The sequence below is a fragment of the Lactococcus protaetiae genome (genome assembly GCF_006965445.1).
Classification (GTDB): domain Bacteria; phylum Bacillota; class Bacilli; order Lactobacillales; family Streptococcaceae; genus Lactococcus; species Lactococcus protaetiae.
On the sequence record NZ_CP041356.1, the window covers coordinates 112,956 to 135,078 of the forward strand.

The following is a 22,123-nucleotide window of genomic DNA, read 5'->3' on the forward strand; positions in this document are numbered from 1 at the left end:
TTATTTTTGTTTACTCTTTTGATATATTGAATAGGCATCCACTAGTACACGCTCCAGGATAAAGAGAGGAAGTCTGCTATGAACATCAAGATCGAAATAGTTCACTTCTAATCTACTTTTATATCCAACTAGACTAACATCAGATAGCTCGGTAAGTTCACTTTCTGCATCAGCTGTCAATGCTAGAATTTTTCCTCTTTTTTGTCTAACTATTTTTAAGGGAATATTAATCTCAGGATTTTCACCCGAAAGAGAAAGCGCAAGCACTAAGTCATCGTCATTTACAAACTGTGCATAATATGCAATCTGTTTTGGGTCATCATAAATACTAACGGTTTTATGGAAAAGCTGTAATTTTCTTAAAAGTTCATTAGCAACATTAATGGTTAGACCTCGGGCAAAGATTTTGATCTCTTTTGCTTCATGAATCAGCTTAACCGCCTCCTCTACTTCAGATGCTGAGATATTGTTAATTGTTTGCAGCAATTCTTCTTCATTTTTAGCAATCGCGCCTAAAACTTCTGTTGAAAAACCACTAATCTCCGGAAGTTTTTTCTCACGAATCGAATAACGAAATTCGCCATATCCTGAAAAACCTTTTTTTCTTACAGTGCGATTAACAGTTGAGATGGAAACATGTGCCAATTCTGCAAGTTCCGAAATTGGAATCTGAGGTATTTTTTCATAATTTTCTTGGATAATTTGCCAAGTATAACTCTCAGCACTTGTTAGTTTTGACATTTTCTTTACTCCCTTTGGTTTTGCAGTATTATCTCCACCATCACTCTACTGATGATTCCCTAAAATCATTGCTTCAAAATGAACTAGAGATTTTAACCTACTCTCAAAATATATCTTTGTCTTCTTCATAAAAATTATAACATTTAACGCTTACATGCGCTATAGTATCTTTGGAATCGCTTTATATCAAGCTTATAAAAATGATATCCTAAGTGAGACTCCCTTGAAAATGCTAGTTTGCTGATCGAAGTAAATTATTGAAAATACGCTAGATTTTACTGACAAAAATTGCAAACTATTGAAAGCATACTGACAGCATTTGTTTCTAATATTCAGGTTGAGATTTACTGCATCATGCTCTCTATTTGTGTCTCTCATATAAAATAACTAAAAAAACTTACTGATTTTTTCGTCAGTAAGTTTTTATTTTTTGTCAGTAAAATTATACCAGTTATTTTCTGAATAACTTGAATCATTTGGTTAAATAACAAGCGCATCCAATTATGAAGTGCTTAGACTCCTAGTAAGAGTAGCTCTGACTAGCGAGCATTGATAGTTAGACATTTCCATAAGTATTTTATACCAACTCATCTTTAAAATTATTAGATGAATCGCGAATATACTGCTTTGTGTCGCTTTGCAAAAGCAAGGCATTGTTTTTGGTGAGTAACAGCATCAGTATTTCAAACGTTCAATTTTGACCCCTGTATACTCATGCACGGCATCAATCGCGTGATGATAGCGACTGAGATAGCCAGCTTTATCACGATTATCTCCTTCGTCATCAAGAACAACAACCTTGTCCATCAACTTAAATTCTTCAAGTTGTCGCATCAGTTCGACATGAAAATCATAGCGCGAATCCTCCCATGCCATATTACGAAAACCATCATTTACATAGTCTGTAATTGGCGGGATGACCAAAATTAAATCCATTCGTTCATCAGCGATTGTTTTTTGAAAGAGGGGTTCAAGTTGCTCAAAGTCTGATGGAGAAAGATAAAGTTTCGCATACACTCTTGTGACAATTGCATCTGTATCCAGAAAAACAATGCCTTGGTTGGCCGCTGAATTAATTTCTCGTGAATTAGCGTCATATTGTCCTGTAATCATACGGGCATAATCATCCATCCGCAGCTCATCATCATCAATATTTGATTTTTCCTCATACTCACGCGCATACTCTTCGGAAAATGGTGCATTTATTGAGCGCGCTAAACGTCTGACAAGTGTAGTTTTTCCTGTGGAAGCTGAACCCATCACCGTGACAACTTTTGAGAAATTTCTTCTGAACACTCGATTGATATCTGCCCAATGTTCTTGTGGATTCTGCCGAATTTGAGTTGCTGACAGCTCAATATCATGTCTGTCAGCGATTTCAACAGCATAATGATTGTTGTCAGCAGGAAAACGCTTTGTCAGCTCTACTACATACTCTGTCTCTCCGACATAAAATGTTACTGATAGCGCTTCTTCATAAGTATTTTGTTGAATCAAATCTAACAAACGCGTGACCCATTCATCCCAGCCATTTGGCATTGCTGGGATATTATTTTCGTTCAGCATTGCGACTTTTATATTTTCTTCGTCATTAAAAGCTTCTCTGAGATAACGAAAACGTTTTTCAAGAGGCAAACCAATTTGCGAACCACGGTCGCCGTCATACCCTGATACGACAAGAAGAACACCGTCATTAAGGCTTGCACATTTATAAATTTGCTGCTGATGTCCAGCGTGCAAGGGTGCAAAAGTGCCAAAATAAACACCAATTTTCTTTCCTGTAAGTTTAGACTTTGAGATATTATTTGTAATCATATTAACTCTATTTTATCAAATTTTCTGCGCTGACAGGATAAAGAAAGTACTGACAGGGTTTAATTGCTCAGTAATCAAAAAGCTGTCAGTATGCTGACAGCTTTATTTTGTATTTTGTCAGTAAATTTTGCAAGGGATCGCCCTGCATACAGGTAGTCCATTTATGGTAAATATATCAGGCACGAACAGTTTTTGCGCTACCAGTTTTCTTGTCATAAAGATTGATTAAACCTGCTCCGTTTTTACGGATCATATCTCCAGTTTTCACGGCAAAAGGTACATCAATATGAAGTAGAGTCATTGGATTTGGCGCACGGTCAATATGTTCATCAGTTTCGGCTAAACGGAGATTTTTCACAACTGTGTCAACATGACGAAAACCTGGTCCATAAAACTCGATTTGGTCTCCTTCTGTGATGACATTACGCTGACGAATCGTTGCAACCATGCTGTCAGAATCAAAATCTATGACCTCACCAACAAATTTATATTCTGGAATTTTGCGTCTCGCTCCAAACAATTGTTTGTTCTCATCAGGTAGCCCATAATAAAATCCAGTGTCCAATTCACGTTGCGCAACTTTCCACAACTCATCAACCAGTTGAGGTTTTATTGCCTCAAAACGCTCAGGTGATTCTAAATAGGCATCAATTGCAGCTTTGTAAACATTGGCGACCGTTGATACGTAGTGAATAGATTTCATTCGTCCTTCGATTTTAAGCGAATTTACTCCATTTTCAATCATGTCTGGAATATGCTCAATCATAGACATATCAACCGCTGACATCGAAAATTCTTCACTTACTTCACCATTAATTGATTGACGTTCACCAGCAAATGGCATGTCATAAAGATCATATTTCCAGCGGCAAGACTGTGAACAACCGCCACGATTGGCATCTCGCATACTCATATAATTTGATAAAACACAACGACCAGAATAAGAAATACACATTGCACCATGGACAAAAGCTTCAATTTCAACATCTGTGTGTTTACGAATTTCACGCAATTCTTCCATCGAAACTTCACGTGCCAAAACCACTCGCTCAAGTCCCAAATGTCTCCAAAATTCAAGTGTTTCATAATTCGTCGCTGATGCTTGTGTAGAGAGGTGGATGGGAAGACCAGGCGCTTCTGCTGCTGCAATAGCAATCAAAGCGGGATCTGATACAATAACAGCCGAAATTCCTAAATCGCGTAAAGTGCGGAACCACTCTCCTGCCCCCTTTTCGTTTCCCTCATGCGTCACCATGTTCGCTGCAACATAAACTTTTGCATGATGTTCACTTGCGTAAGCAACACCTTCAGCCATTTCTTCAAATGTGAAGTTGCCTGCACGTGAACGAAGTCCATAAGCCTGACCACCGATATAAACTGCATCAGCACCATAATCAATGGCTACTTTTAGTTTCTCAAGTGTCCCTGCTGGCGCAAGAACCTCAGGACGTGTTTTTTTAATTGACATTTTTTTATTCTCCAATTTTCAAGATTGTGAGTTATTTTGAAAAGGTCAATACTCTGTCGAAAGAATTGACCAAAACTTCTTATCCCTCTATTTTACAGGTTTTTTTTAGAAAATAAAACCGTCAGCACTGACAAGCTTATTTGACAGTCTGTCGTTTTTTGTCAGCATATAGAAAAATCTGTCAGTACGCTGACAGAATCATTTGATTGCATTCTTGTCTAAATCATAGAAACCATGCGACATTGTCCTCCCTGAAGGATGAAGTTTTCGCACCTTCTCTTCAAGTTGAAAAGCCTTCAACTCAGTAAACTGACCTGTTTCAATCAATATTTTAGCCTCAACGAAAAGTTTTACAATCTGGACGAAATTCTCTCCCCGTGTAAAAATTCCATCAAGCTTCCAGTGATCAAATCCCATTTCTGTAAGTTGCTTCAGCTCTGTCATCATGTTGATGTCATCATTTGCAAACACGTGTGTACCATGATTATCCTCAAAAATCGAATAGTGTGTATCCTCTTTTTTCGGCTCAGAAACGAAAAGATTACGCTCACGATTTTTTCCAGTTTCTTCGGTTTTGATAAAATTATAATAATTTTGTACTAAAGGGCGTTTACTATGATGAATCACCGTCGCGCCGTAAACCAAGACTTCACCTGGTATTCTCAAACTTCCTTTCATATCAGAAAGCTCTTCTTTCGGAATTTCTCTGGCAAGCACCGCCTCAACAGCACCTTGCTCTGCCCAAAAATTCGCTTGTCTACTTGATGCCACCATCGTTGAAGCATCATATATAAAAGGAAGTTTATATTTATCTCGTTGCAAAACAAAAATCACTCCAGCATCTCCAACTGCAATACGGTCAGCTTTAATTTCAACTAAAAAGTCCAAAAAAGGTTTGATTTTTGACATCATTTCTGTGTGCATCAGTGCATTCACCGCGACTGTCACAGTTTTATTTGCCTGATGTGCAAGTTCAGTAATCTTACGTAATTCATCATACGTAAGCGCAGTTGGCACGCGCAGACCATAAGCCGCTTCGCCAATGTATAAACGATCAGTTCCAGCATCCAGCAAAGCCTTAGCTTGCTCAACACTCTCAACTGTAGAAGTAATTGTAATCATAATGATATTATACCAAGATGTAAGCAACACCGTCAAGAAGCGGAGAGAAATGCCAGTTGGCTCTTTGTGCTTTAGCACATAGCTTCGCATGACCATAGGACATTTGTCCGTTTGCTTAGGGACTAAAGCCCCAAGAGCAAAAGGCATTGGCTGTAAGCTGCTAAAGCAGCAACGCCAAATGGCAATCCAATGGACAGCGTAGTGCTGAAAGCACGGAGATAGAAAAATGTGGTTGCCTTTTGCTCTTGGAGCTTCAGCTCCTAAGCAAACGGACAGCGGAGCGACAAGGTCGCGTAGATCTGCTCGTAGAGCAGGTTCCAGTTGCCACTTCGACTCATCGCTTCAGCGATGTAGCGAGAATGGACAGCGGAGCTGTCTTTTCTCATAGCTTCTGGTGTTGCGAACTCGATTATACCGAGATATGAGGACGTTTGGCAAGAAATGATGAAAATTACTATATATAAAATCAAAATCATATCATTTGACTTTCCCCAAATACTTAATCATGTTTTACGCTTACAGTAATATTTGTGTAACCAAATTAATTTTGTTATAATAAAAGGCGTTGCTTTTTATACTATAATAAATTACATAATAAACTCAGGAAAGTTGCTAATATACTATGGAATTAAGAAATCTCAAGGACTTTTACGAAAAACAAGAATATTATAATTATACCGAAACTCAAGGACGTGAACAAAAACAATTTAACAAGCGGGTACAAGAATTAACTTTCTTTGTGAATATCGCTGTATTTTCTGTTTTCCTTGCTATTATTACTTATGTTTTAGTTTCAATGTTGACAAGTTTGATTGCTGTTCCAGTCGCATTCTTCTTATCTCTCGCTGTTTATATCTCTTTGAAAAAAGGAATCGCAAAAGTTATTAAAACTTTATTAAAATAAGTCTATCAAGCAAAAACTGCCCGTTCAATAGAACAGGCAGTTTTTTTGATATGCTCGAAACAGATCTTTACTCAGATTTGCCAACTAAAATACGGACATGAATCGTCGCTTGTTGTGGAGGATTTTGCCTTGCTTGTTTTTTTAGTTCTTCCGAAACATTCCACTCTAATGGACTCATTGCAAGAAAATCTTCGCGTAACTCCTGTGGGATTTTAAAAGTATAGTTAATCTCCTGTTCTGTCACTTCTTTGAACTCTGCCTTAAAACGCTCAACAACTGCAGTATTATCATAGTCTATCGGTATCCCGTAACTCTCACGCAGTTCTTGCAAGTAAAACTGTTCTGGGACAACTTTAATCACTCGTCCATTTTTTGACAATACTCGGTGAAATTCAGCATAATTTGATGGTGTAAAAATGTTTAAAATCACTGACAGACTTCTGTCAGCAAATGGCAAATTAGTCAAATCAGCCAAACTTAAAAAACTATCAGTTTCTAACTCTGTCGCCATCTCTATGCCATCCTTAGCGATATCAAAACCAAATTTCGCACCATCATTATCAAGAAACTCTAAAAATGATCCTTCTCCCGTACCAACATCAAGTAAATTTCCACTGACAAAGTGTTTTTTTATTTCTGTCAGCACTGACGAGTACATCCCAGACCGAATCAACCGTCTGCGTGGTTCAAACATTTTTCTTGTATAATGCTCAGTATCCGCTTTAGTTTGTAAAAAATTGATAAATCCTTTTTTATTGATATTGTAAGTATGTTTATTTTCACAACGAAGCGCATAAGTTTCCACCTGAAAAGGCGTATGGCAAAGCGGACATCTCAGAAACTCAACATTTTTTTCTAATAGTAAATAAGCTTTTTCTATTTTCTTTAACATAGTTATACTATATCACAGATATTCATTGAAGTTCAATGATGTTCACTAAATGCATTATTTAGCGATTTGTTAAAATATAATCATCAATGATATTCAATAGATTTCAACTGGAACGTAGTTAAAAACGTAATTAAATTTTTGTCAGGCAAGGGCTGTGTATTTTAAATATACAGTTTTCAATATTAAAAATTCTGTCAGTACTGACAGAATCAAACAATCTCATTTTGCTTTACAAACCAAATCAACAGTTCAACGTTTTATTGATTAAAATGGTAGGAAATCTCTACAAACCCCGCCTTTCAATAAAACTGGACAAGACACTACACATCAAAATCTTAATATATTACCACTATTTTATATCTATATCGGAAAATTTATCAATAAGATGTTATTTCGCTACAAAAAAATTCCCACTCTTACAGTAGGAACTATGTCTATTTGCATTATAGCATACATTACCTAAAATAAACCCAGTATTTTATCTACAGTTCCAGATTCAAGTAAAATAATAATTCCCAATCCAATATAGATTATACCCATTATCCAACGTCCATATTTTTCTAAAAAGTAATGAAGAGGTCGTATTTTCGATATCGTTTGCCCTAAGAAACCTAATAAAATGATATTAGCGATGAAAGTTAAAAGGGACACCACAATCCAATAAGATTTTAAATTAACAAAAAATGGTGTGAATAAACCAATATTGTCTGCGCCACAACTTGCAAAAGAAATAAGGGTAACAGTAATTAAAAGATTTTTATTCTTTCGTTTTTCTAGCGCTTCCTCTACTTCTTCATCGTCATCATCTCCCAGTATCAGATATTTTAAACCAAATCCTAAAGGAATTAATCCCAAAAACCCTAAAAGCCACTGTTCTGGAACAAACTTAAAAATGAAAGCAAGTAATAAGCTTACTCCAATAAGGATAATTGAGCCTAGCATTTGCCCTAAAGATATCATTCTATGTCTGGATTTATCAAACTTTACAAAAAGAATTGATAAAATTAAGAGCAAATCTAATGCTGTAGCCCAGTATATTATTGTTGTTTGAATAATTGTTGTAATCATAATTTACAGTATAACATATAGCATAAATAAAAAAGCACCCCGAAGGATGTTGAAATTAATATTATTTCCTATCCATCTATATAATGTTATAATAAATTTAGCACTTTTGGAAGGAAAAACTATGATTATTCGAGAACTCTGTGTTGAAAATTTCACTAAAATTCCACAAGCAGTACGCAAAGGAGTGGAGCGCATTGAGCTTTGTGATAACTTGGCCGTCGGCGGTACTACACCCTCTTATGGGTCATCGAAGAAGCGGCTCGCTTAGTTTCAGAAAGTAAAATAACTCTTGCTGTCATGATACGCCCACGCGCAGGAAATTTTATCTATGACTCCTACGAATTGAAAATAATGGAAACTGATATCCTCAAAGCAATCGAAGCTGGCGCTCAAAATCTTGTTTTTGGAGTACTGACTGAGGACAATAAAATTGATAGCGATGCCCTTGATACTCTAATGATTGCATCTCAAGGGCTTCCTGTCACCTTTCATATGGCATTTGACGAGATTGAAGACCCAAAAGCAGCAATTGACGAGCTTATTGAAGCTGGGATTGATAAAATCCTGATGCATGGTGGTCCACTCAATCAACCTCTAAATATCGATAAAATTAAAACTTTAGTTAAGTATGCCTCTGGTCGCCTCAATATTTTAATTGGCGGTGGTGTAAATAGTGATAACTTTGAGTCGCTATCTCAAATGACAGGAACAAATTTTGTCCACGGTACAAAAATCATTTAATTTATCGAAGTAAATGCGTGCTAACCCCCTCCTTCTTAGGTAGGAGATAAAGCAGCACTATCTCCGCTTCACTTCGCTGTCCATCCTCGCTACGGTGCTACGTGCTTCGCACGCCGTTCTACGAACGGTCTACGCAACTTCGTTGCTGCGCTGTCCGTTTGCTTAGCTGCTAAAGCAGCAAGAGCAAAAGGCAAAGCACCTAGTCGGAATCGCAACTTTGAATCTCGTCCGACTGCCCTCTTTAGCACTTAGGCTTCTGGGACAGGGTGACCTCATATCGAAGATGTGAGGTTGTACCCTAGATTCAGTGGCGAGTTGCCCTTTTATCAGTCGAATCGCCTTTTGCTCTTGCTGCTTTAGCAGCTAAGCAAACGGACAGCGCAGCGGAGATAGCGACTAGAGAAAATGGACAAATGTTTTACGAAACTCCCACTGAGTAAGTCTTAACTTCATGATACAAAAAATCCTGTAGTGGCGTAGCGAGCATCGACAGCCTTTTTATCAGATGCTTTAGCGGCTAGATAAAACGGACAAATGTTTATCGCGTAGTCCAAAGGGCGGAGATAGCACGCACTTGCTAAGTTAAAAAGAGCTTTCAATTTATCAGATAAAAAAACGGTCAGCAAGCTTGACCGTTTTGTCAGTATACTGACAGAATTATTTTTTATTTTTTAATCTCATTCTCACATAAAACTTAGTCAATATAAAATCAACTAAAAGGATAACTACTACAAACCATATCGGACGCAAGAAAATCAATCCAACAATCAATTCAATTAAAGTTACGAATAACATCACTCTAAACAAAACAGCCCTTAAACCACCATTTTTTGCCGTTTTCTTCAACGGATATATCCGTGTCAAAAGTTGATAATCAAAAAATTCTCTTAGAGAAATCAACTGGAATATAAGTAAATAATTAAAAAGTGAAACTAGGATAATCGCAACAATTCCACTGCTGACAAAAATCATCGTCAGTACTGCCAAAGTCAATAAGCGTAAAGTTAACCCTAAATAATCACCACTTCTCAAAAAACCACGCGTAAAGAGATATTCATAAGTTCGTTTTGTTTTTGGAAGTAAAAAGTCTAAATATTTTCTTCGATGACTTCGAGATTTTAAGCCTTTTACATTTGTAAATAAAGCAAAAAATCGTAAAGTTGCTGTCTTTCGGCTTTGTTCCAAAGCAATCAAACTTGACCAATCCAAATTATTATTCATTTGCATTTTCCGCAATTTTTGTCCAAGCCATCCTGCTTTCACTAAAACAAGCAAGACAAACCAAAGTATTAACAAATAAACCGAAAACTCCAAAAGAGGAGCCACAATCAAAACTATAATTCCAGAAATCAGAGCAGGAAAAAATAATGAACGTACTAAACAAGACAGTAAATACTTACGAACCTCAAGCTCCTTAACAAGCAAAAATACCTTATCTGCTGGCTCGACAAAAGTAGCTAAACGTCCAAAAACCTGACTCAATCCTGTAGCAAAAATAATCAAAATTACTTTTCCAAAAATATTTAACTGATGATTTTGTAAAAAGTTTACATACTGTACGACAATAGCACCAAACAAAATCATCAAAAATAATACAAAATGATCATTAAAAACATAACGAAGATATTTAATATTCTGGGAGTACCACGCCTTTCTTCGTTGATTAAACATTTCATTCATGAATAAAACCTGCCTCTTTTGATTGTGTATGATTTGGCAAATTTCCTTTGGTCAACGACAAATAAATTTCATCTAGGCTTGCATTGGGTTGACCAAACTTTGCCCGCAACTCGTCTACTGTCCCTGTAGCAATCACTTGCCCTTCATGCAGAACTACAAATTTATCACAGAATTTTTCCGCCGTTGACAAAATATGCGTACTCATCAAGATTGAACTACCTGTTTTCTTCATTTCTAACATCAAGTCAATCAAATCCTGAATTGCTAGAGGGTCAAGACCCATAAACGGCTCATCAACAATATAAAGCGATGGTTCACACAAAAAAGCACAAATAATCATTACCTTTTGTTTCATCCCTTTTGAGAAATTTACTGGAAACCAGTCTAATTTATCACTTAATCGAAAAGTTTCTAATAGTTTTTGAGCGCGCTCCATCGCGACTTCAACAGGAATCCCATATGCTAACGCAGTAACTTCAATATGTTCACGTAAAGTTAATTCCTCATAAAGACTTGGCGTTTCTGGAATAAAACCAATTTTTTGACGATAACCTTCAAGATTTTGTTGTAACGTTAGACCATCTAATTCAATTTGTCCTGAATATGGTGTCAATAGTCCTATAATCTCTTGAATTGTTGTTGATTTTCCTGCGCCATTCAGACCAATCAAGCCGACAAGTTCCCCATCACCAATCTCAAAATTAACTTCTTTTAATACTGGATTTCCTAGATATCCTCCAGTCAGATTCGTTACTTTTAGCACTACGTTATGTTCTCCAATTCTCATTAAATTTGATATAATTGAGTTCAGATGATTAGAAATAAATGAAAAGTAATAGAGCATAAGTACTCTGTTTTACAAAAAAATCCCACATTTCTTAGCTCCATACTTTCAACATTTCACTGTCATTGGCTTATCAAAAGTATGAAAAGCCAAGTCGTATTTTGATTATTTCTTGCCAATCAGACTCACATCTTGGTATAATTGAGTTCGCAACACCAGAAGCTCGGAGAAAAGACAGCTCCGCTGTCCATTGGATTGCCATTTGGCGTTGCTGCTTTAGCAGCTTACAGCCAATGCCTTTTGCTCTTGGGGCTTTAGTCCCTAAGCAAACGGACAAATGTCCTATGGTCATGCGAAGCTATGTGCTAAAGCACAAAGAGCCAACTGGCATTTCTCTCCGCTTCTTGACGGTGTTACTCACATCTTGGTATAATCTTAGTATATTATAACATTTTCTTAACAAATTTCGGAGGCCATTCAAATGGATAACTGTATCTTCTGCAAAATTATCGCTGGAGAAATTCCTAGTACTAAAGTTTATGAAGACGATGAAGTTCTCGCCTTCCTTGATATCACTCAGACAACTAAGGGGCATACTCTTCTAGTTCCTAAAAAACATTATCGAAATCTTCTTGCGATGACAGGAGAAGAGTCTGCACAACTTTTTACTAAAGTGCCCAATATCGCCAATAAACTTATGAAAAATCTTGGTGCCAAGGGAATGAATATTTTGCAAAACAATGAAGAAATTGCTGGTCAAACTGTTTTCCACACACATATTCATCTTATTCCGCGTTATGCAGAAAATGATGGCTTTATAGGTAAATTTACACAACATGATTTTGATTTATCCGCAATCGCTGCTGAAATTTCCAAAGATTGACTATGCGTGTGAACAAGAGGGGAAATGCCCACATAATCACCAGAAATCAACCTCTTGATAATATCTATCTATGATAAAGTTAGTCTAAGCTATTTTTATGACATAAAAAATGGCGCCAAGCACATTAATTTATAGTTTTCACTAACCTTTTTGATAAATACTACTACAATCAGATATGAAATAAAATAAATGGATATCTATGGCTAGCCTTATGAGATTTTGAAGTGATTACTTCATCAGTGGGAGATTCTTTCTCTCCCGCTGATGTTAGGGCACAACCTCACATCAAAGATATGAGGTCACCCTGTCCCTGAAGTCTAAGCGCTAAAGCGCTAAGACCCTAGGGCAGTAGAACGAAAGCAAAGCTTGCCATTTCGCCTTATCGCTTTAGCGATTTAGAGTGAATGGACAGCGAAGCGAAGCGGAGATAGTGTTGCTTATCCCCCTACCTAAAAGAGGTGGGGGAGTTGCCACTCCGACTAGGTGCTTTAGCACCCCAAAGGGCGAAGATAGCAGACACTTGCTTGGTTAAAATAAAACCAGTATAATATAAATCAGGAGGTTCCTATGATAGACTTCTTTAATGATATGAAAAAACTGTTATCCGAATTGACAGAAGAAATTGATACGTTAAAATTAAATGTTGAACGTGTGCAGACAGAAGCAAAAAAAGCTGAACGCACTGGTCAAGATATTCAGAGAAAAGTCACTGAATTTCAAGTGGCAACTCAACCTAAAATTGATAAAATAAATGAACTTGTGGAAAAGATAAACAAAAAAGCTGACTAAGTCAGCTTTTTTTATTTTTATTTGATTTTTTCTGCTGTTTGTAAAATTGTATTCCCCAAAAAATCCCCATCACTTGCGATATAATAAAACCGCCAATAATGACTAGTAGTTTTTCTGTATCATGGTGCTGAATATAAGTGAATGTATGCTGTGAATAATATAGCACACCAATAACAAAGACCATGACAATATTCATAGCAATGATGCGGCTATACCTTCCTTTTTTACTCTCCCAAAAACTAAGAAAAAGGAGTAGGATTGCCACTAGTTCAAGACCTATCAATGTTAGATTTAAAATCTGAAAGAGGTAGGCAATGCCAAAAACAATTGTAATAAAACCCCATAGAAATAGTAACATACCCTATTTTAACACGATTTTTAAAATTGTACAATCAATATAAGAAAAAAGAGACCGAAATCTCTTTTTTATCTCTTCATTAGAAAGAAGCTGCATCAACTTTCACACCAGGACCCATAGTTGTTGTAACTGAAAGGTTCGAAATGTAAGTTCCTTTAGCTGCTGATGGTTTGGCAGCAACAACTACGGCGTTAATTGCTTTGAAGTTTTCAACAAGTTTATCTGTATCAAATGAAACTTTACCAATTGGCACATGAATGTTACCAGCTTTATCAGCACGGTAGTTAACTTTACCAGCTTTTGATTCTTCAACTGCTTTAGTCACATCCATAGTAACTGTACCAGTTTTAGGGTTTGGCATAAGATTACGTGGGCCAAGGACACGTCCAAGACGACCAACAACTGCCATCATGTCAGGTGTTGCGATGACAACGTCAAAGTCTAACCAGCCACCGTTGATTTTAGTAACAAGTTCTTCAGCGCCTACAAAGTCTGCACCAGCTGCTGTTGCTTCTTCAGCTTTCGCTCCTTTAGCGAAAACGAGAACACGAGCAGTTTTACCAGTTCCGTTTGGCAATACCATTGCTCCACGAATTTGTTGGTCAGATTTTTTAGTGTCAATGTTAAGATTGTAAGCAACTTCTACAGTTGCATCAAATTTTGCAAATGAAGTTTCTTTTGCAAGTGCTACAGCTTCTTCTACGCTGTAGGCTTTAGTTGCGTCGATTTTTTCAATCGCAGCGCGCAATGCTTTGCTTTTTTTAGCCATTTCTATTTCTCCTTGTGGTAATATCGGTTGTCTGTCTTAACGACAGCCTTCCACTTAAATGTGTGGATTGCATGTGTGACTTTTTCTGAACTCATAATATACGAGTCTCGAAATTTTGTTCGAAGTGCGAGGCGCGGCAGGTTCCAAAGCCTACTTAGGTAGGTAAGGTTTCTGTCAACGAAGCAATTCTAGTGAAATTTTAGTCAGTAACAGTGAATCCCATAGATTTCGCAGTACCCTCAATCATTGACATTGCAGATTCAACTGATGATGCGTTAAGGTCAGGCATTTTAAGCTCTGCAATTTCTTTGATTTGTGCTTTGGTTACTGAAGCAACTTTTGTTTTGTTAGGTTCACCTGAACCTTTTTGAACGCCTGCTGCTTTCTTCAACAAAACTGCTGCTGGAGGAGTTTTTGTGATGAATGTAAATGATTTGTCTTCATAAACTGAGATAACAACTGGGATAATCATACCAGCTTGATCAGCTGTACGAGCGTTGAATTCTTTTGTGAATCCCATGATGTTAACACCTGCTTGACCTAAAGCTGGACCAACTGGTGGAGCTGGTGTTGCTTTACCGGCAGGGATTTGCAATTTAACGAGTTTTTCTACTTGTTTAGCCACGATAAATGTTCTCCTTATGTTTGTTTTCGTGATGTGGTATGATGCTGCTCTTTGCAGCTTCCACGCCTGTATGACAAAAATGCATACCTGTCTATTTTACTGTTTTATTTATCTTTTGTCAATCAATTTTTGTCCATAGGCGTGAAAAAACGCCCTATAGAATTTCATGATTCTAAATACAACTGCCAGATATCATCAAACAATGTCAGGTTAAAATAAAACGGTGCATGAGTTTCTAAATATGAGGAAACTTCTTCAAAGTTCTTAGATTGTTTTGGAAAAAGTGGGTCACGAAAGGCAAGGTTAGCAAGACGAGTGATGTCATCAACCTCTACTGGCGACTTGTGGCGCATCAAAAATGTATAAAATGGTGTACTCATTTCTTGATTTCCTTATTTTTATTAGCCCAATTTTCCTCAATGAATTCATGGCGAATTCGACTTGACTCAGCATAATGTTCTGGATTTTTCTTGTAAAAACCTTGATGATACTCTTCTGCTGACCAGAACTTTTGTACAGGTTCAATTTTTGTCACAATAGGTGAATCAAAATTTCCTGTTTCTTGAAGATGAGCTTTACTTTCTTCTGCTATCGCTCTTTGTGTTTCATTTTCTACAAAAATAACAGGGCGATAGTTATCTCCTCGGTCTTCAAATTGTCCGAAAGCATCCGTTGGATCTGTTAGTGTCCAGTAAATTTCAACTAAATCTTTGAAACTAATCTTTTCATTATCAAAGATTATTTCTACTGCTTCTGTATGACCTGTAATATGCATTTTCACTTGTTCATAGGTTGGATACTCAAAATCTCCACCTGTATATCCACTTGTTACAGAGAGTATACCATTGCGCTCCTCAAAGGGTTGAACCATACACCAAAAACATCCGCCTGCAAATGTTGCTTTTTCTTTTACCATTTTCCCTCCTCATTATCAATAATGATAACCTTCTAGCCACATCAACTGCCTATTATCTATTTTAATTGTCTTGTGAAATATTATAGCACAGTCATAAAAAAAGTAGCCTGTAAAGCTACTTTTAAATTTTAAATCCCCTTAGTGCGTGCTATCTCCGCTTCGCTACGCTGTCCATCCTTGCTACGGTGTGACCTCATGCAGACCGTTGCAGCTTTAGCTGTGTACGGATTGCTTAGTTGTTACACCTAGAGGTTATAACCCTAAATTTAGTGGAAATTAAAACTCTCACTAGACAAGACTTGACTTCATCACTGACAGAAATCTTGTCAGTAACATAATTAATCTATCAACTCGCTTCCTGCTGGGCTTTGTTTAATTTTTCCTGCTTTCATCAAACCACCAAGCGCTTTTTTGAATTGACCTTTTGAAATACCGAAAGTGGCTTTGATATCATCTGGATTAGATTTATCATTAAAAGGCATTTTGCCACCCATACTTTGTAAGTATGCAAGAATCATCTGTGCATCTGCATCAAGCATTTCATAAGCTCGTGGTTTTGCAGACAGGTTAAGGCTACGGTCTTCTTTACGGAAGCCAATCACACGTACTTGAAGTTCTTGACCTATTCGTAAATTGCTGAAACGTTCGTTAGGATGTATGAACCCTAGCATATTGTTATCAGGTAAATAAACAAAGGTTCCAGATTCTTTATTTCGATAAACAATTGCACGAAGATTTTGATTTTGCATATTATCAAAAGCTGGACCAGCTAGTTTCCAAAAATCTTCATGCCAAGCAAGATGTCCCCAAATCCGCTCTTTTTTATCCACAATAAGTTTTACATAAAGTTTGTCACCAACTTTTGGCCAGAGCTCTTTTTCCAAAGGCAAATCATCAAGAGATACGACAATATCTTTTCCAGGTAAGCCAGTATCTACAAAGACACCTAAATCGCGACGAACATCAGTCACACTTCCCAACCAAATTGTTCAAGCGTAGCTTGTTGTGGTAGCGTTGTCAATCGTCTATGTTCATCTTTATCCACATAAACTAACCCTGTCACCACGTCACCAATCGAATATTCTCCTTCAGTCTTATCCAAACGTAGCAAATCTTCTCCCTTTTGGAGAAAATAGAAGCGCTCGCTCTGTTCCACAATAATTGCGGAAATCGTTTTTGCTATAATACTCATTTATACCTCTTTTAACTTAGCGCGCACTTACTTCGATGAAACCATAATATTTACTGACAGAATCGCTATCAGGACAGCTAGCCCCCATATTTACTGACAGAATTTTTGTCAGTAAATATTATTTGAAAACTAGCAATTAGATATCCAAAAGTTCTTTTTCTTTATCTGCTGCAAGTTTATCCGCTTCTTTTACTGCATCATCAGTTGCTTTTTGAATCTCTTTTTCAAGAGATTTAAGGTCATCTTCTGTGATTTCTTTTGCTTTTTCAGATTTTTTCGCAGTATCCATTGCATCACGGCGAATATTACGAATAGCAATTTTTGCAGATTCAATCACTTTACCCATATCTTTGACAAGTTCACGACGGCGTTCTTCAGTCAACATTGGAATAACCAAGCGAATAACAGAACCATCATTTGCTGGTGTGATACCGAGATCAGACTCATACAATGCTTTTTCAATATCCTTCAAAATTGACTTATCAAAAGGTGTAATCATCAGAACACGTGCCTCAGGGATAGTAATTGAAGCTAATTGATTAAGAGGGGTAGGAGCACCATAATACTCCACTTGAATACGGTCAAGTAAACTTGCATTTGCGCGTCCTGCACGAATGTGACCCAAGTCACGTTGCAAGCTTCCCAATGAATTTTTCATGCGGTCTTGAGCCGTTGTTACTATTTCGTTTGCCATAATTAAATGATTTACCTGCTGTCAGTATATTACAGGTTTTCTTCCTTTCTTTTCTCGGAAAATTCTCACTGACAGAATTCCTGTCAGCAAATTTCAACTCTTGTCAGTAAAATTACTCTACTGTTGTTCCAATTTCTTCACCACGGACTACTCGTTTAATGTTTCCTGGTTTATTCATATTAAAAACAACAAGCGGAATATGGTTATCCATTGACATTGTTGATGCAGTGCTGTCCATGACGTGCAACCCTTTCGTAATCACATCCATGTGAGTCAATGTCGCAAATTTAGTGGCTGTTTCATCAAGTTTAGGGTCTGCATTATAGACACCATCAACTCCATTTTTAGCCATCAAAATCACATCAGCATTGATTTCAGCAGCACGTAAGGCTGAAGTTGTATCTGTTGAGAAGTAAGGTGAGCCTGTACCACCAGCAAAAATCACAACTCGACCTTTTTCTAAATGTCGTTCTGCACGACGGCGAATGTAGGGTTCGGCAACGGCCTTCATCTCGATTGCAGTCATCACACGAGTGTCTACTCCAAGATTTTCCAATGCGCTTTGGATAAACAAGCCATTTTGAATTGTTGCAAGCATTCCCATATAATCTGCTTGAGCGCGTTCCATTCCTGCCTTTTCCCCGGTGATACCGCGCCAAACATTACCACCACCACAAACAATCGCAAGTTCAGCACCTAAATCATGCACTTCTTTTAACTCTTGAGCAACGACTTTTGCAACTTCGGGGTCAAAACCAAAACCTTTCTCTCCAGAAAGTGCTTCCCCAGAAAGCTTTAATAGTACACGTTTATATTTAATATCAGACATATTGCACCTATTCTATCTATTTTTTCCATTTTACCATATATTCGCAACAAAAAAAAGGCTGATAACAGCCCACATAAAAAAATTCTTTATCATTAGCCCCAGCAACCATTGAAATCGTCATCGTTATTATTCAGTCCTATATTCTCAGAAGCAAAATTTTCCACAATCAAATCACTCGTATCTTCAGATCTCATCTGAATATTCATGATGAAATCCCAAATTTTCGCTTCCTCCTCAGCAAACTGACCTTTGCGAATCTTTCTTTTGAGATGATTATCGTTGTATAGACACCAAGGAATTTTGTAAGCTTTCATCCATTTTCTTCGACGTTTCAGTGCAAAATAGGAATCATCATTAACCAAAAATGCATCAATCCGTCGTGCTACTCTCTCAAAATCACGTTCAGTAAGTACAGAAATTGGACCAAAAATAAATCGAATATCAAAATCCACTTCAGGCTTGAATTCATAAAGTTCTTCCATAGAATAATGACTAACGTAACAACGAATGCCTTGCCCCACAAGAAATTCAAAAATTTTACGGAAATACAAATCTTTTGAGCCATTGCCTCCCACATAAATTTCCAAATCTTTGTCAATAGACTTAGTCGTCGTCAATACAGAGGAATCATAGCCTCTCTCTAAGTCCAAGTTAATCAACTCGCCAAGCAACAAATCATAACCCTTATCAGCGTTCATTCGCCCATAAAGTAAACTTGGTAAATCCTTAACGATGGTCGGATAATCTGCCAACATTTTACTTTTTTCATCTGTTTTATAAAACTCAGAAGGAGCCACCAAAATCACATCAAACAGTGAACCAAAGTCAAAAGCTGTATAAGAGCGTATCTCATCAATCCCACCATAAGCAAAAATCAGGTCGTAAGCTACGCCGTACTCTCTACGTTTTTTGAAAACATGATCTACATCATCGTACACTGCTGTCAGCGACGACTGTTCCTCCTTTTTTTCGCTGATAAAACCAACGATACGATGACAAAATAATGAAGCCGTCATTCCCTGCGAGCACGCGATATAAATAAACATTTTCACCCCTTTGTATTTTACAAAATCTCCTAAGCCTTCAACGGAGCCAATCAACCACTTTGGAAATCAATACCATCATCATTGGTATAAAAACAAAAAGACCAATTATCACAAAAATGATATTCGTTCTCTTGAAGCCTAACCAGATTTGACGCCCCGCACTCATTTTACCAACTTCTTCAAGAGAAAGTTCATCTACGCTGTTGACGTGTTTTAGACTGTATTTCCACAAGAGACTCGCAGGAATCCGTAATTGATTGAGTCGTACATCTCCATCCTTCATAATTTCAATGTCATTACCCATCCAAGTTGCCATATTCCCGATAAATAGATTTGCTCCATAAGATTGCTTCGCCATCTCCCAATCGTAAGGTTTTACTAGCAACTCTAACTGATCACGCACGGGGAAAAAACGCACTTGTCCATTATCGAACTCTAAGCGTAGTCGCACCCCTGGTAGCATTTCTGCTTTTATACATTTGGGAAAGCTTTCCATGAAATTCTCCTTTTCAAAATTCAATTTGATTCGCATCTGCAATATGTAAACTTCCATCTAATTTTTTCAATAGAAACATACCAAATTTTCCATATTCAAAATTTTTACCTTGCTCTAAAACCAGACAATTGGCACTTTTAGATTCCGTTATGCGATAAACGGGACTTTTATAATCATTGAGCCAACTTCCACCCAGATTTTCACTGAAATTTGCCGCGATTTCTTCTGCCCAATAAATTTTTTTCTCAGAAAAAGCTGTGTTTACCCAATCAAGTTGGCGACTTTCTCTTGAAATTTCCCAGACTTCCACATTTTCATTTTCAAATTTTGCATCCACGATTTTTTCTTTCATTTTTCTATATTTTTCATCAAAATATTTTTTTGAAATACAATAATATCCCCTTGTTTCTCGGTCAAAGATGAGATATTCTCCAGATTTACCGCAAACTTGATTTTCCTTTGCTCTGACTCGTTTCATCAATAAGGCTTCGTTGTTCTCCGTCTGCCAGAAAAGTTGCTCCTTCTCAAATGCTTTTGCAACCCAGCCAGAAAGTTCCACATTTTCATCCACTTGCCACACATCAATCAACTGATTTTCAGAAAGCCAAGCTTTAAAGATTTGAGCCTGCTTTTTCTTGAGATACGGTTCGCTATTTTTCCACAATTCTTCAGGCGTATAGACATCTGTTTCATTGACAATCAATGTCCCGTCAGGTTCAATTTTGAACTGACTTTTGCCTTTTCCAATCCTCAAAAGTCCAAAAAAGTGATGTCCAAGAAGGTTTTGAGCTCCCAAATCATCAATAAAATGCAAATGAAGTACTTTTTTCACCTCATGATTGAAGGTTAGGAGCAGGAGATTATTTCCAAGTCGCTTGACTTCAGTTATTTTTGGAAGTTCTGCCATTTTTATCCCCTCTCAAAGATTTCTTTTAATCCAAAAGTGTATATTCTTCTTCAAAAATCTTTTTTGATACAATCCGATATTTATTGACCAACGCCTCGCTATAAATCAGATAATCTCCTGGATATCCTTTTGCAGGAGAACCTGCGATAATGAATAAATCTGGAGTATCCTCACCGAAAGTTTCTGCTTTGGGAAAAATTTTTCCTTTCAAATAATGCTTATAATAAATCCCCAAAAGCCCACGTCCTTCCTCGCCAAATTCATAAAACCAGCCGATTAATTTTTTATCGTAAGCTGCTTTTAACCAAAGTTCATAATCTTCAACTGACTCTTTACGATTAATTTCCCAGACATCAACGATATCATTTCCCGTTTTTGCTTTCATTTGAGTGCCTCCGTTGTTTTCTTTTAGTCTAGCATATAAAAAAGAGATTAAAAAAATTAATCCCTTATCTGCATATTAATCTAAATCATCTATCACTTTGTCCAAATTATTTTCTTGCTCAAAACAGCCAAGCTTGCCCAAAATTTCATTGCATTCTCGCATTAAAACAAGTCCTGTTTTATCACCATTTTTATAGCGGTAAAACCCTTTATTGTAACGCAACATCAGTCGTTCATAGAGAAAATCGGCCGAAAGGTTTTCCTTATCCAAATAGCGGATATAGCGTTGAGCAAGAGAAAAATTTTCCCGTTGAATCCAGAGCGCAACAAGATTGAGCATTATCCTGATGACCAGCTGACGATTAACCATAATGTTCTGATAGAACGCCGTTTTCTGTAAAATCCCTCCCATCAGTAATGACAAAGTTGCATCATTAAAAAGTTGAATGGTATTGGAAAAAATCCATAATTCATAGCGTCCCCAATCATCAACAGAAATGAGATATTCTTTCAAATATTCAATTTCTTCTTTGTCCATCTCAAAATGAACCATATTTGAAAATATCGTTTTAATTACTAATTTATTAAGTTGAAGGTATTTTTTCTGTGGTTCCAGCTGATATTTTGCCTCACAGTCCTTTAAAATCTGGCGCATCTGAGCAGAATTTTGAGTGGTATAAGCTTGCAACAATCCTTCGTGAAATTTCTCCTCGTCTGTCAGTGTGTATCCCTCAGCGATGCTTTGAAATTCGTCCAAAGCTACTTGACTATTTTTAAGGAGGTGCAAAAACTTATCAATCGTCAAACTACTCTCTCCACGCTCAAATCTTGATAACTGAGATTGTGAAATACTTTTGTCAGTAACCTCCATCATGGTCAAGTGCTTGGATTTTCTGATAGCTTGAAAAACTTTTCCTAAATCTTCATTCATTTTATTTTCTCTATGCAAATATGGGATTTCTCATAATTATATCATAAATAAAGCGCTATCAGTATCTAAAAAATAATAGAGAATAAAAA

At 37.0% G+C, this 22,123-nt stretch carries 23 protein-coding genes and 2 pseudogenes; 4 read left to right on the plus strand and 21 right to left on the minus strand.

Translation table 11 applies throughout. The features are described 5' to 3' along the window. The 4 genes from FLP15_RS00515 to FLP15_RS00530 form a co-directional block, all read right to left on the minus strand. A complete protein-coding gene (locus tag FLP15_RS00515) occupies positions 1 to 741 on the minus strand; it encodes a MurR/RpiR family transcriptional regulator (protein WP_142765590.1) in 741 nt (246 codons plus the stop codon). 675 nt (positions 742 to 1,416) lie between these two features. Continuing rightward, on the minus strand, positions 1,417 to 2,556 hold the full coding sequence (locus FLP15_RS00520; protein ID WP_142765591.1) for a nicotinamide-nucleotide adenylyltransferase: 1,140 nt from the start codon (positions 2,554 to 2,556) through the stop codon (positions 1,417 to 1,419). Positions 2,557 to 2,731: 175 nt separating this feature from the next. Continuing rightward, positions 2,732 to 4,024, minus strand: coding sequence for a peptidase U32 family protein (locus tag FLP15_RS00525; protein WP_142765592.1), 1,293 nt, complete (start codon positions 4,022 to 4,024; stop codon positions 2,732 to 2,734). Positions 4,025 to 4,222: 198 nt separating this feature from the next. Further along, positions 4,223 to 5,146, minus strand: coding sequence for a peptidase U32 family protein (locus FLP15_RS00530; protein ID WP_142765593.1), 924 nt, complete (start codon positions 5,144 to 5,146; stop codon positions 4,223 to 4,225). 622 nt (positions 5,147 to 5,768) lie between these two features. Between FLP15_RS00530 and FLP15_RS00535 the strand changes: the two genes are divergently transcribed. Further along, positions 5,769 to 6,050: a DUF3270 family protein gene (locus FLP15_RS00535; RefSeq protein ID WP_142765594.1), complete on the plus strand. Its 282-nt coding sequence runs from the start codon at positions 5,769 to 5,771 to the stop codon at positions 6,048 to 6,050. Positions 6,051 to 6,117: 67 nt separating this feature from the next. Here the strand turns inward: FLP15_RS00535 and FLP15_RS00540 are convergent, their stop codons facing one another. After that, complete coding sequence (locus FLP15_RS00540) at positions 6,118 to 6,942, minus strand: putative RNA methyltransferase (RefSeq protein WP_142765595.1); 825 nt, start codon at positions 6,940 to 6,942, stop codon at positions 6,118 to 6,120. A 459-nt stretch (positions 6,943 to 7,401) separates the two neighbouring features. Further along, positions 7,402 to 8,010 carry a cadmium resistance transporter gene (locus FLP15_RS00545; protein WP_142765596.1) on the minus strand — a complete coding sequence of 203 codons (609 nt, stop codon included), beginning with the start codon at positions 8,008 to 8,010 and terminating at the stop codon, positions 7,402 to 7,404. 121 nt (positions 8,011 to 8,131) lie between these two features. Here FLP15_RS00545 and FLP15_RS00550 point away from each other — a divergent pair. After that, positions 8,132 to 8,751: pseudogene (locus FLP15_RS00550) on the plus strand (copper homeostasis protein CutC). Positions 8,752 to 9,408: 657 nt separating this feature from the next. On the opposite strand, the gene FLP15_RS00555 reads toward FLP15_RS00550, so the two are convergent. Together FLP15_RS00555 and FLP15_RS00560 are read right to left on the minus strand one after the other, a co-directional pair. After that, positions 9,409 to 10,431 carry an ABC transporter permease gene (locus tag FLP15_RS00555; RefSeq protein ID WP_142765597.1) on the minus strand — a complete coding sequence of 341 codons (1,023 nt, stop codon included), beginning with the start codon at positions 10,429 to 10,431 and terminating at the stop codon, positions 9,409 to 9,411. Further along, positions 10,424 to 11,194, minus strand: coding sequence for an ABC transporter ATP-binding protein (locus FLP15_RS00560; protein WP_142765598.1), 771 nt, complete (start codon positions 11,192 to 11,194; stop codon positions 10,424 to 10,426). The genes FLP15_RS00555 and FLP15_RS00560 overlap by 8 nt, the downstream gene beginning before the upstream one ends. A 502-nt stretch (positions 11,195 to 11,696) precedes the next feature. Between FLP15_RS00560 and FLP15_RS00565 the strand changes: the two genes are divergently transcribed. Beyond that, positions 11,697 to 12,098 (plus strand): HIT family protein, encoded by a 402-nt coding sequence (locus tag FLP15_RS00565; RefSeq protein WP_142765599.1) that lies wholly within the window; start codon positions 11,697 to 11,699, stop codon positions 12,096 to 12,098. A gap of 567 nt (positions 12,099 to 12,665) precedes the next feature. Beyond that, on the plus strand, positions 12,666 to 12,887 hold the full coding sequence (locus tag FLP15_RS00570) for a hypothetical protein (RefSeq protein ID WP_142765600.1): 222 nt from the start codon (positions 12,666 to 12,668) through the stop codon (positions 12,885 to 12,887). Between the two features lies 1 nt (position 12,888). On the opposite strand, the gene FLP15_RS00575 is transcribed toward FLP15_RS00570, so the two are convergent. From FLP15_RS00575 to FLP15_RS00635, 13 genes and pseudogenes are all read right to left on the minus strand, one after another. After that, on the minus strand, positions 12,889 to 13,245 hold the full coding sequence (locus FLP15_RS00575; protein ID WP_142765601.1) for a hypothetical protein: 357 nt from the start codon (positions 13,243 to 13,245) through the stop codon (positions 12,889 to 12,891). Positions 13,246 to 13,324: 79 nt separating this feature from the next. Next, positions 13,325 to 14,014, minus strand: a complete 690-nt coding sequence (gene rplA, locus FLP15_RS00580; RefSeq protein WP_142765602.1) for a 50S ribosomal protein L1 — start codon at positions 14,012 to 14,014, stop codon at positions 13,325 to 13,327. A 199-nt stretch (positions 14,015 to 14,213) separates the two neighbouring features. Further along, positions 14,214 to 14,639: a 50S ribosomal protein L11 gene (gene rplK / locus FLP15_RS00585; RefSeq protein WP_120772412.1), complete on the minus strand. Its 426-nt coding sequence runs from the start codon at positions 14,637 to 14,639 to the stop codon at positions 14,214 to 14,216. A 164-nt stretch (positions 14,640 to 14,803) separates the two neighbouring features. After that, positions 14,804 to 15,019 carry a YozE family protein gene (locus tag FLP15_RS00590; protein ID WP_142765603.1) on the minus strand — a complete coding sequence of 72 codons (216 nt, stop codon included), beginning with the start codon at positions 15,017 to 15,019 and terminating at the stop codon, positions 14,804 to 14,806. Next, on the minus strand, positions 15,016 to 15,555 hold the full coding sequence (gene msrA / locus FLP15_RS00595; RefSeq protein WP_142765604.1) for a peptide-methionine (S)-S-oxide reductase MsrA: 540 nt from the start codon (positions 15,553 to 15,555) through the stop codon (positions 15,016 to 15,018). The genes FLP15_RS00590 and msrA overlap by 4 nt, the downstream gene beginning before the upstream one ends. Positions 15,556 to 15,893: 338 nt before the next feature. Then, positions 15,894 to 16,747: pseudogene (locus FLP15_RS00600) on the minus strand (CvfB family protein). Between the two features lie 136 nt (positions 16,748 to 16,883). Beyond that, complete coding sequence (gene frr / locus FLP15_RS00605; RefSeq protein ID WP_120772416.1) at positions 16,884 to 17,441, minus strand: ribosome recycling factor; 558 nt, start codon at positions 17,439 to 17,441, stop codon at positions 16,884 to 16,886. Between the two features lie 112 nt (positions 17,442 to 17,553). Beyond that, on the minus strand, positions 17,554 to 18,270 hold the full coding sequence (gene pyrH, locus FLP15_RS00610; RefSeq protein ID WP_142765605.1) for a UMP kinase: 717 nt from the start codon (positions 18,268 to 18,270) through the stop codon (positions 17,554 to 17,556). Between the two features lie 92 nt (positions 18,271 to 18,362). Then, positions 18,363 to 19,316, minus strand: a complete 954-nt coding sequence (locus tag FLP15_RS00615) for a hypothetical protein (RefSeq protein WP_142765606.1) — start codon at positions 19,314 to 19,316, stop codon at positions 18,363 to 18,365. 37 nt (positions 19,317 to 19,353) lie between these two features. Further along, a complete protein-coding gene (locus tag FLP15_RS00620) occupies positions 19,354 to 19,812 on the minus strand; it encodes a hypothetical protein (protein ID WP_142765607.1) in 459 nt (152 codons plus the stop codon). A gap of 13 nt (positions 19,813 to 19,825) precedes the next feature. After that, positions 19,826 to 20,719, minus strand: coding sequence for a hypothetical protein (locus tag FLP15_RS00625; protein ID WP_142765608.1), 894 nt, complete (start codon positions 20,717 to 20,719; stop codon positions 19,826 to 19,828). A 25-nt stretch (positions 20,720 to 20,744) separates the two neighbouring features. After that, a complete protein-coding gene (locus FLP15_RS00630; RefSeq protein ID WP_142765609.1) occupies positions 20,745 to 21,104 on the minus strand; it encodes a hypothetical protein in 360 nt (119 codons plus the stop codon). Positions 21,105 to 21,179: 75 nt separating this feature from the next. Next, complete coding sequence (locus FLP15_RS00635; RefSeq protein WP_142765610.1) at positions 21,180 to 22,034, minus strand: helix-turn-helix domain-containing protein; 855 nt, start codon at positions 22,032 to 22,034, stop codon at positions 21,180 to 21,182. Positions 22,035 to 22,123 lie beyond the last annotated feature (89 nt).

Bases quoted from the DNA above. Each gene is read 5' to 3' on its own strand.
- pyrH (WP_142765605.1), bottom strand. From the start codon at position 18,270: ATGTCTGATATTAAATATAAACGTGTACTATTAAAGCTTTCTGGGGAA.
- FLP15_RS00575 (WP_142765601.1), bottom strand. From the start codon at position 13,245: ATGTTACTATTTCTATGGGGTTTTATTACAATTGTTTTTGGCATTGCC.
- FLP15_RS00635 (WP_142765610.1), bottom strand. From the start codon at position 22,034: ATGAATGAAGATTTAGGAAAAGTTTTTCAAGCTATCAGAAAATCCAAG.
- rplA (WP_142765602.1), bottom strand. From the start codon at position 14,014: ATGGCTAAAAAAAGCAAAGCATTGCGCGCTGCGATTGAAAAAATCGAC.
- FLP15_RS00570 (WP_142765600.1), top strand. From the start codon at position 12,666: ATGATAGACTTCTTTAATGATATGAAAAAACTGTTATCCGAATTGACA.
- FLP15_RS00540 (WP_142765595.1), bottom strand. From the start codon at position 6,942: ATGTTAAAGAAAATAGAAAAAGCTTATTTACTATTAGAAAAAAATGTT.
- FLP15_RS00520 (WP_142765591.1), bottom strand. From the start codon at position 2,556: ATGATTACAAATAATATCTCAAAGTCTAAACTTACAGGAAAGAAAATT.
- FLP15_RS00620 (WP_142765607.1), bottom strand. From the start codon at position 19,812: ATGGAAAGCTTTCCCAAATGTATAAAAGCAGAAATGCTACCAGGGGTG.
- FLP15_RS00615 (WP_142765606.1), bottom strand. From the start codon at position 19,316: ATGTTTATTTATATCGCGTGCTCGCAGGGAATGACGGCTTCATTATTT.
- FLP15_RS00590 (WP_142765603.1), bottom strand. From the start codon at position 15,019: ATGAGTACACCATTTTATACATTTTTGATGCGCCACAAGTCGCCAGTA.
- FLP15_RS00555 (WP_142765597.1), bottom strand. From the start codon at position 10,431: ATGAATGAAATGTTTAATCAACGAAGAAAGGCGTGGTACTCCCAGAAT.
- FLP15_RS00630 (WP_142765609.1), bottom strand. From the start codon at position 21,104: ATGAAAGCAAAAACGGGAAATGATATCGTTGATGTCTGGGAAATTAAT.
- msrA (WP_142765604.1), bottom strand. From the start codon at position 15,555: ATGGTAAAAGAAAAAGCAACATTTGCAGGCGGATGTTTTTGGTGTATG.
- FLP15_RS00545 (WP_142765596.1), bottom strand. From the start codon at position 8,010: ATGATTACAACAATTATTCAAACAACAATAATATACTGGGCTACAGCA.
- FLP15_RS00565 (WP_142765599.1), top strand. From the start codon at position 11,697: ATGGATAACTGTATCTTCTGCAAAATTATCGCTGGAGAAATTCCTAGT.
- FLP15_RS00515 (WP_142765590.1), bottom strand. From the start codon at position 741: ATGTCAAAACTAACAAGTGCTGAGAGTTATACTTGGCAAATTATCCAA.
- frr (WP_120772416.1), bottom strand. From the start codon at position 17,441: ATGGCAAACGAAATAGTAACAACGGCTCAAGACCGCATGAAAAATTCA.
- FLP15_RS00525 (WP_142765592.1), bottom strand. From the start codon at position 4,024: ATGTCAATTAAAAAAACACGTCCTGAGGTTCTTGCGCCAGCAGGGACA.
- FLP15_RS00535 (WP_142765594.1), top strand. From the start codon at position 5,769: ATGGAATTAAGAAATCTCAAGGACTTTTACGAAAAACAAGAATATTAT.
- FLP15_RS00530 (WP_142765593.1), bottom strand. From the start codon at position 5,146: ATGATTACAATTACTTCTACAGTTGAGAGTGTTGAGCAAGCTAAGGCT.
- FLP15_RS00625 (WP_142765608.1), bottom strand. From the start codon at position 20,719: ATGGCAGAACTTCCAAAAATAACTGAAGTCAAGCGACTTGGAAATAAT.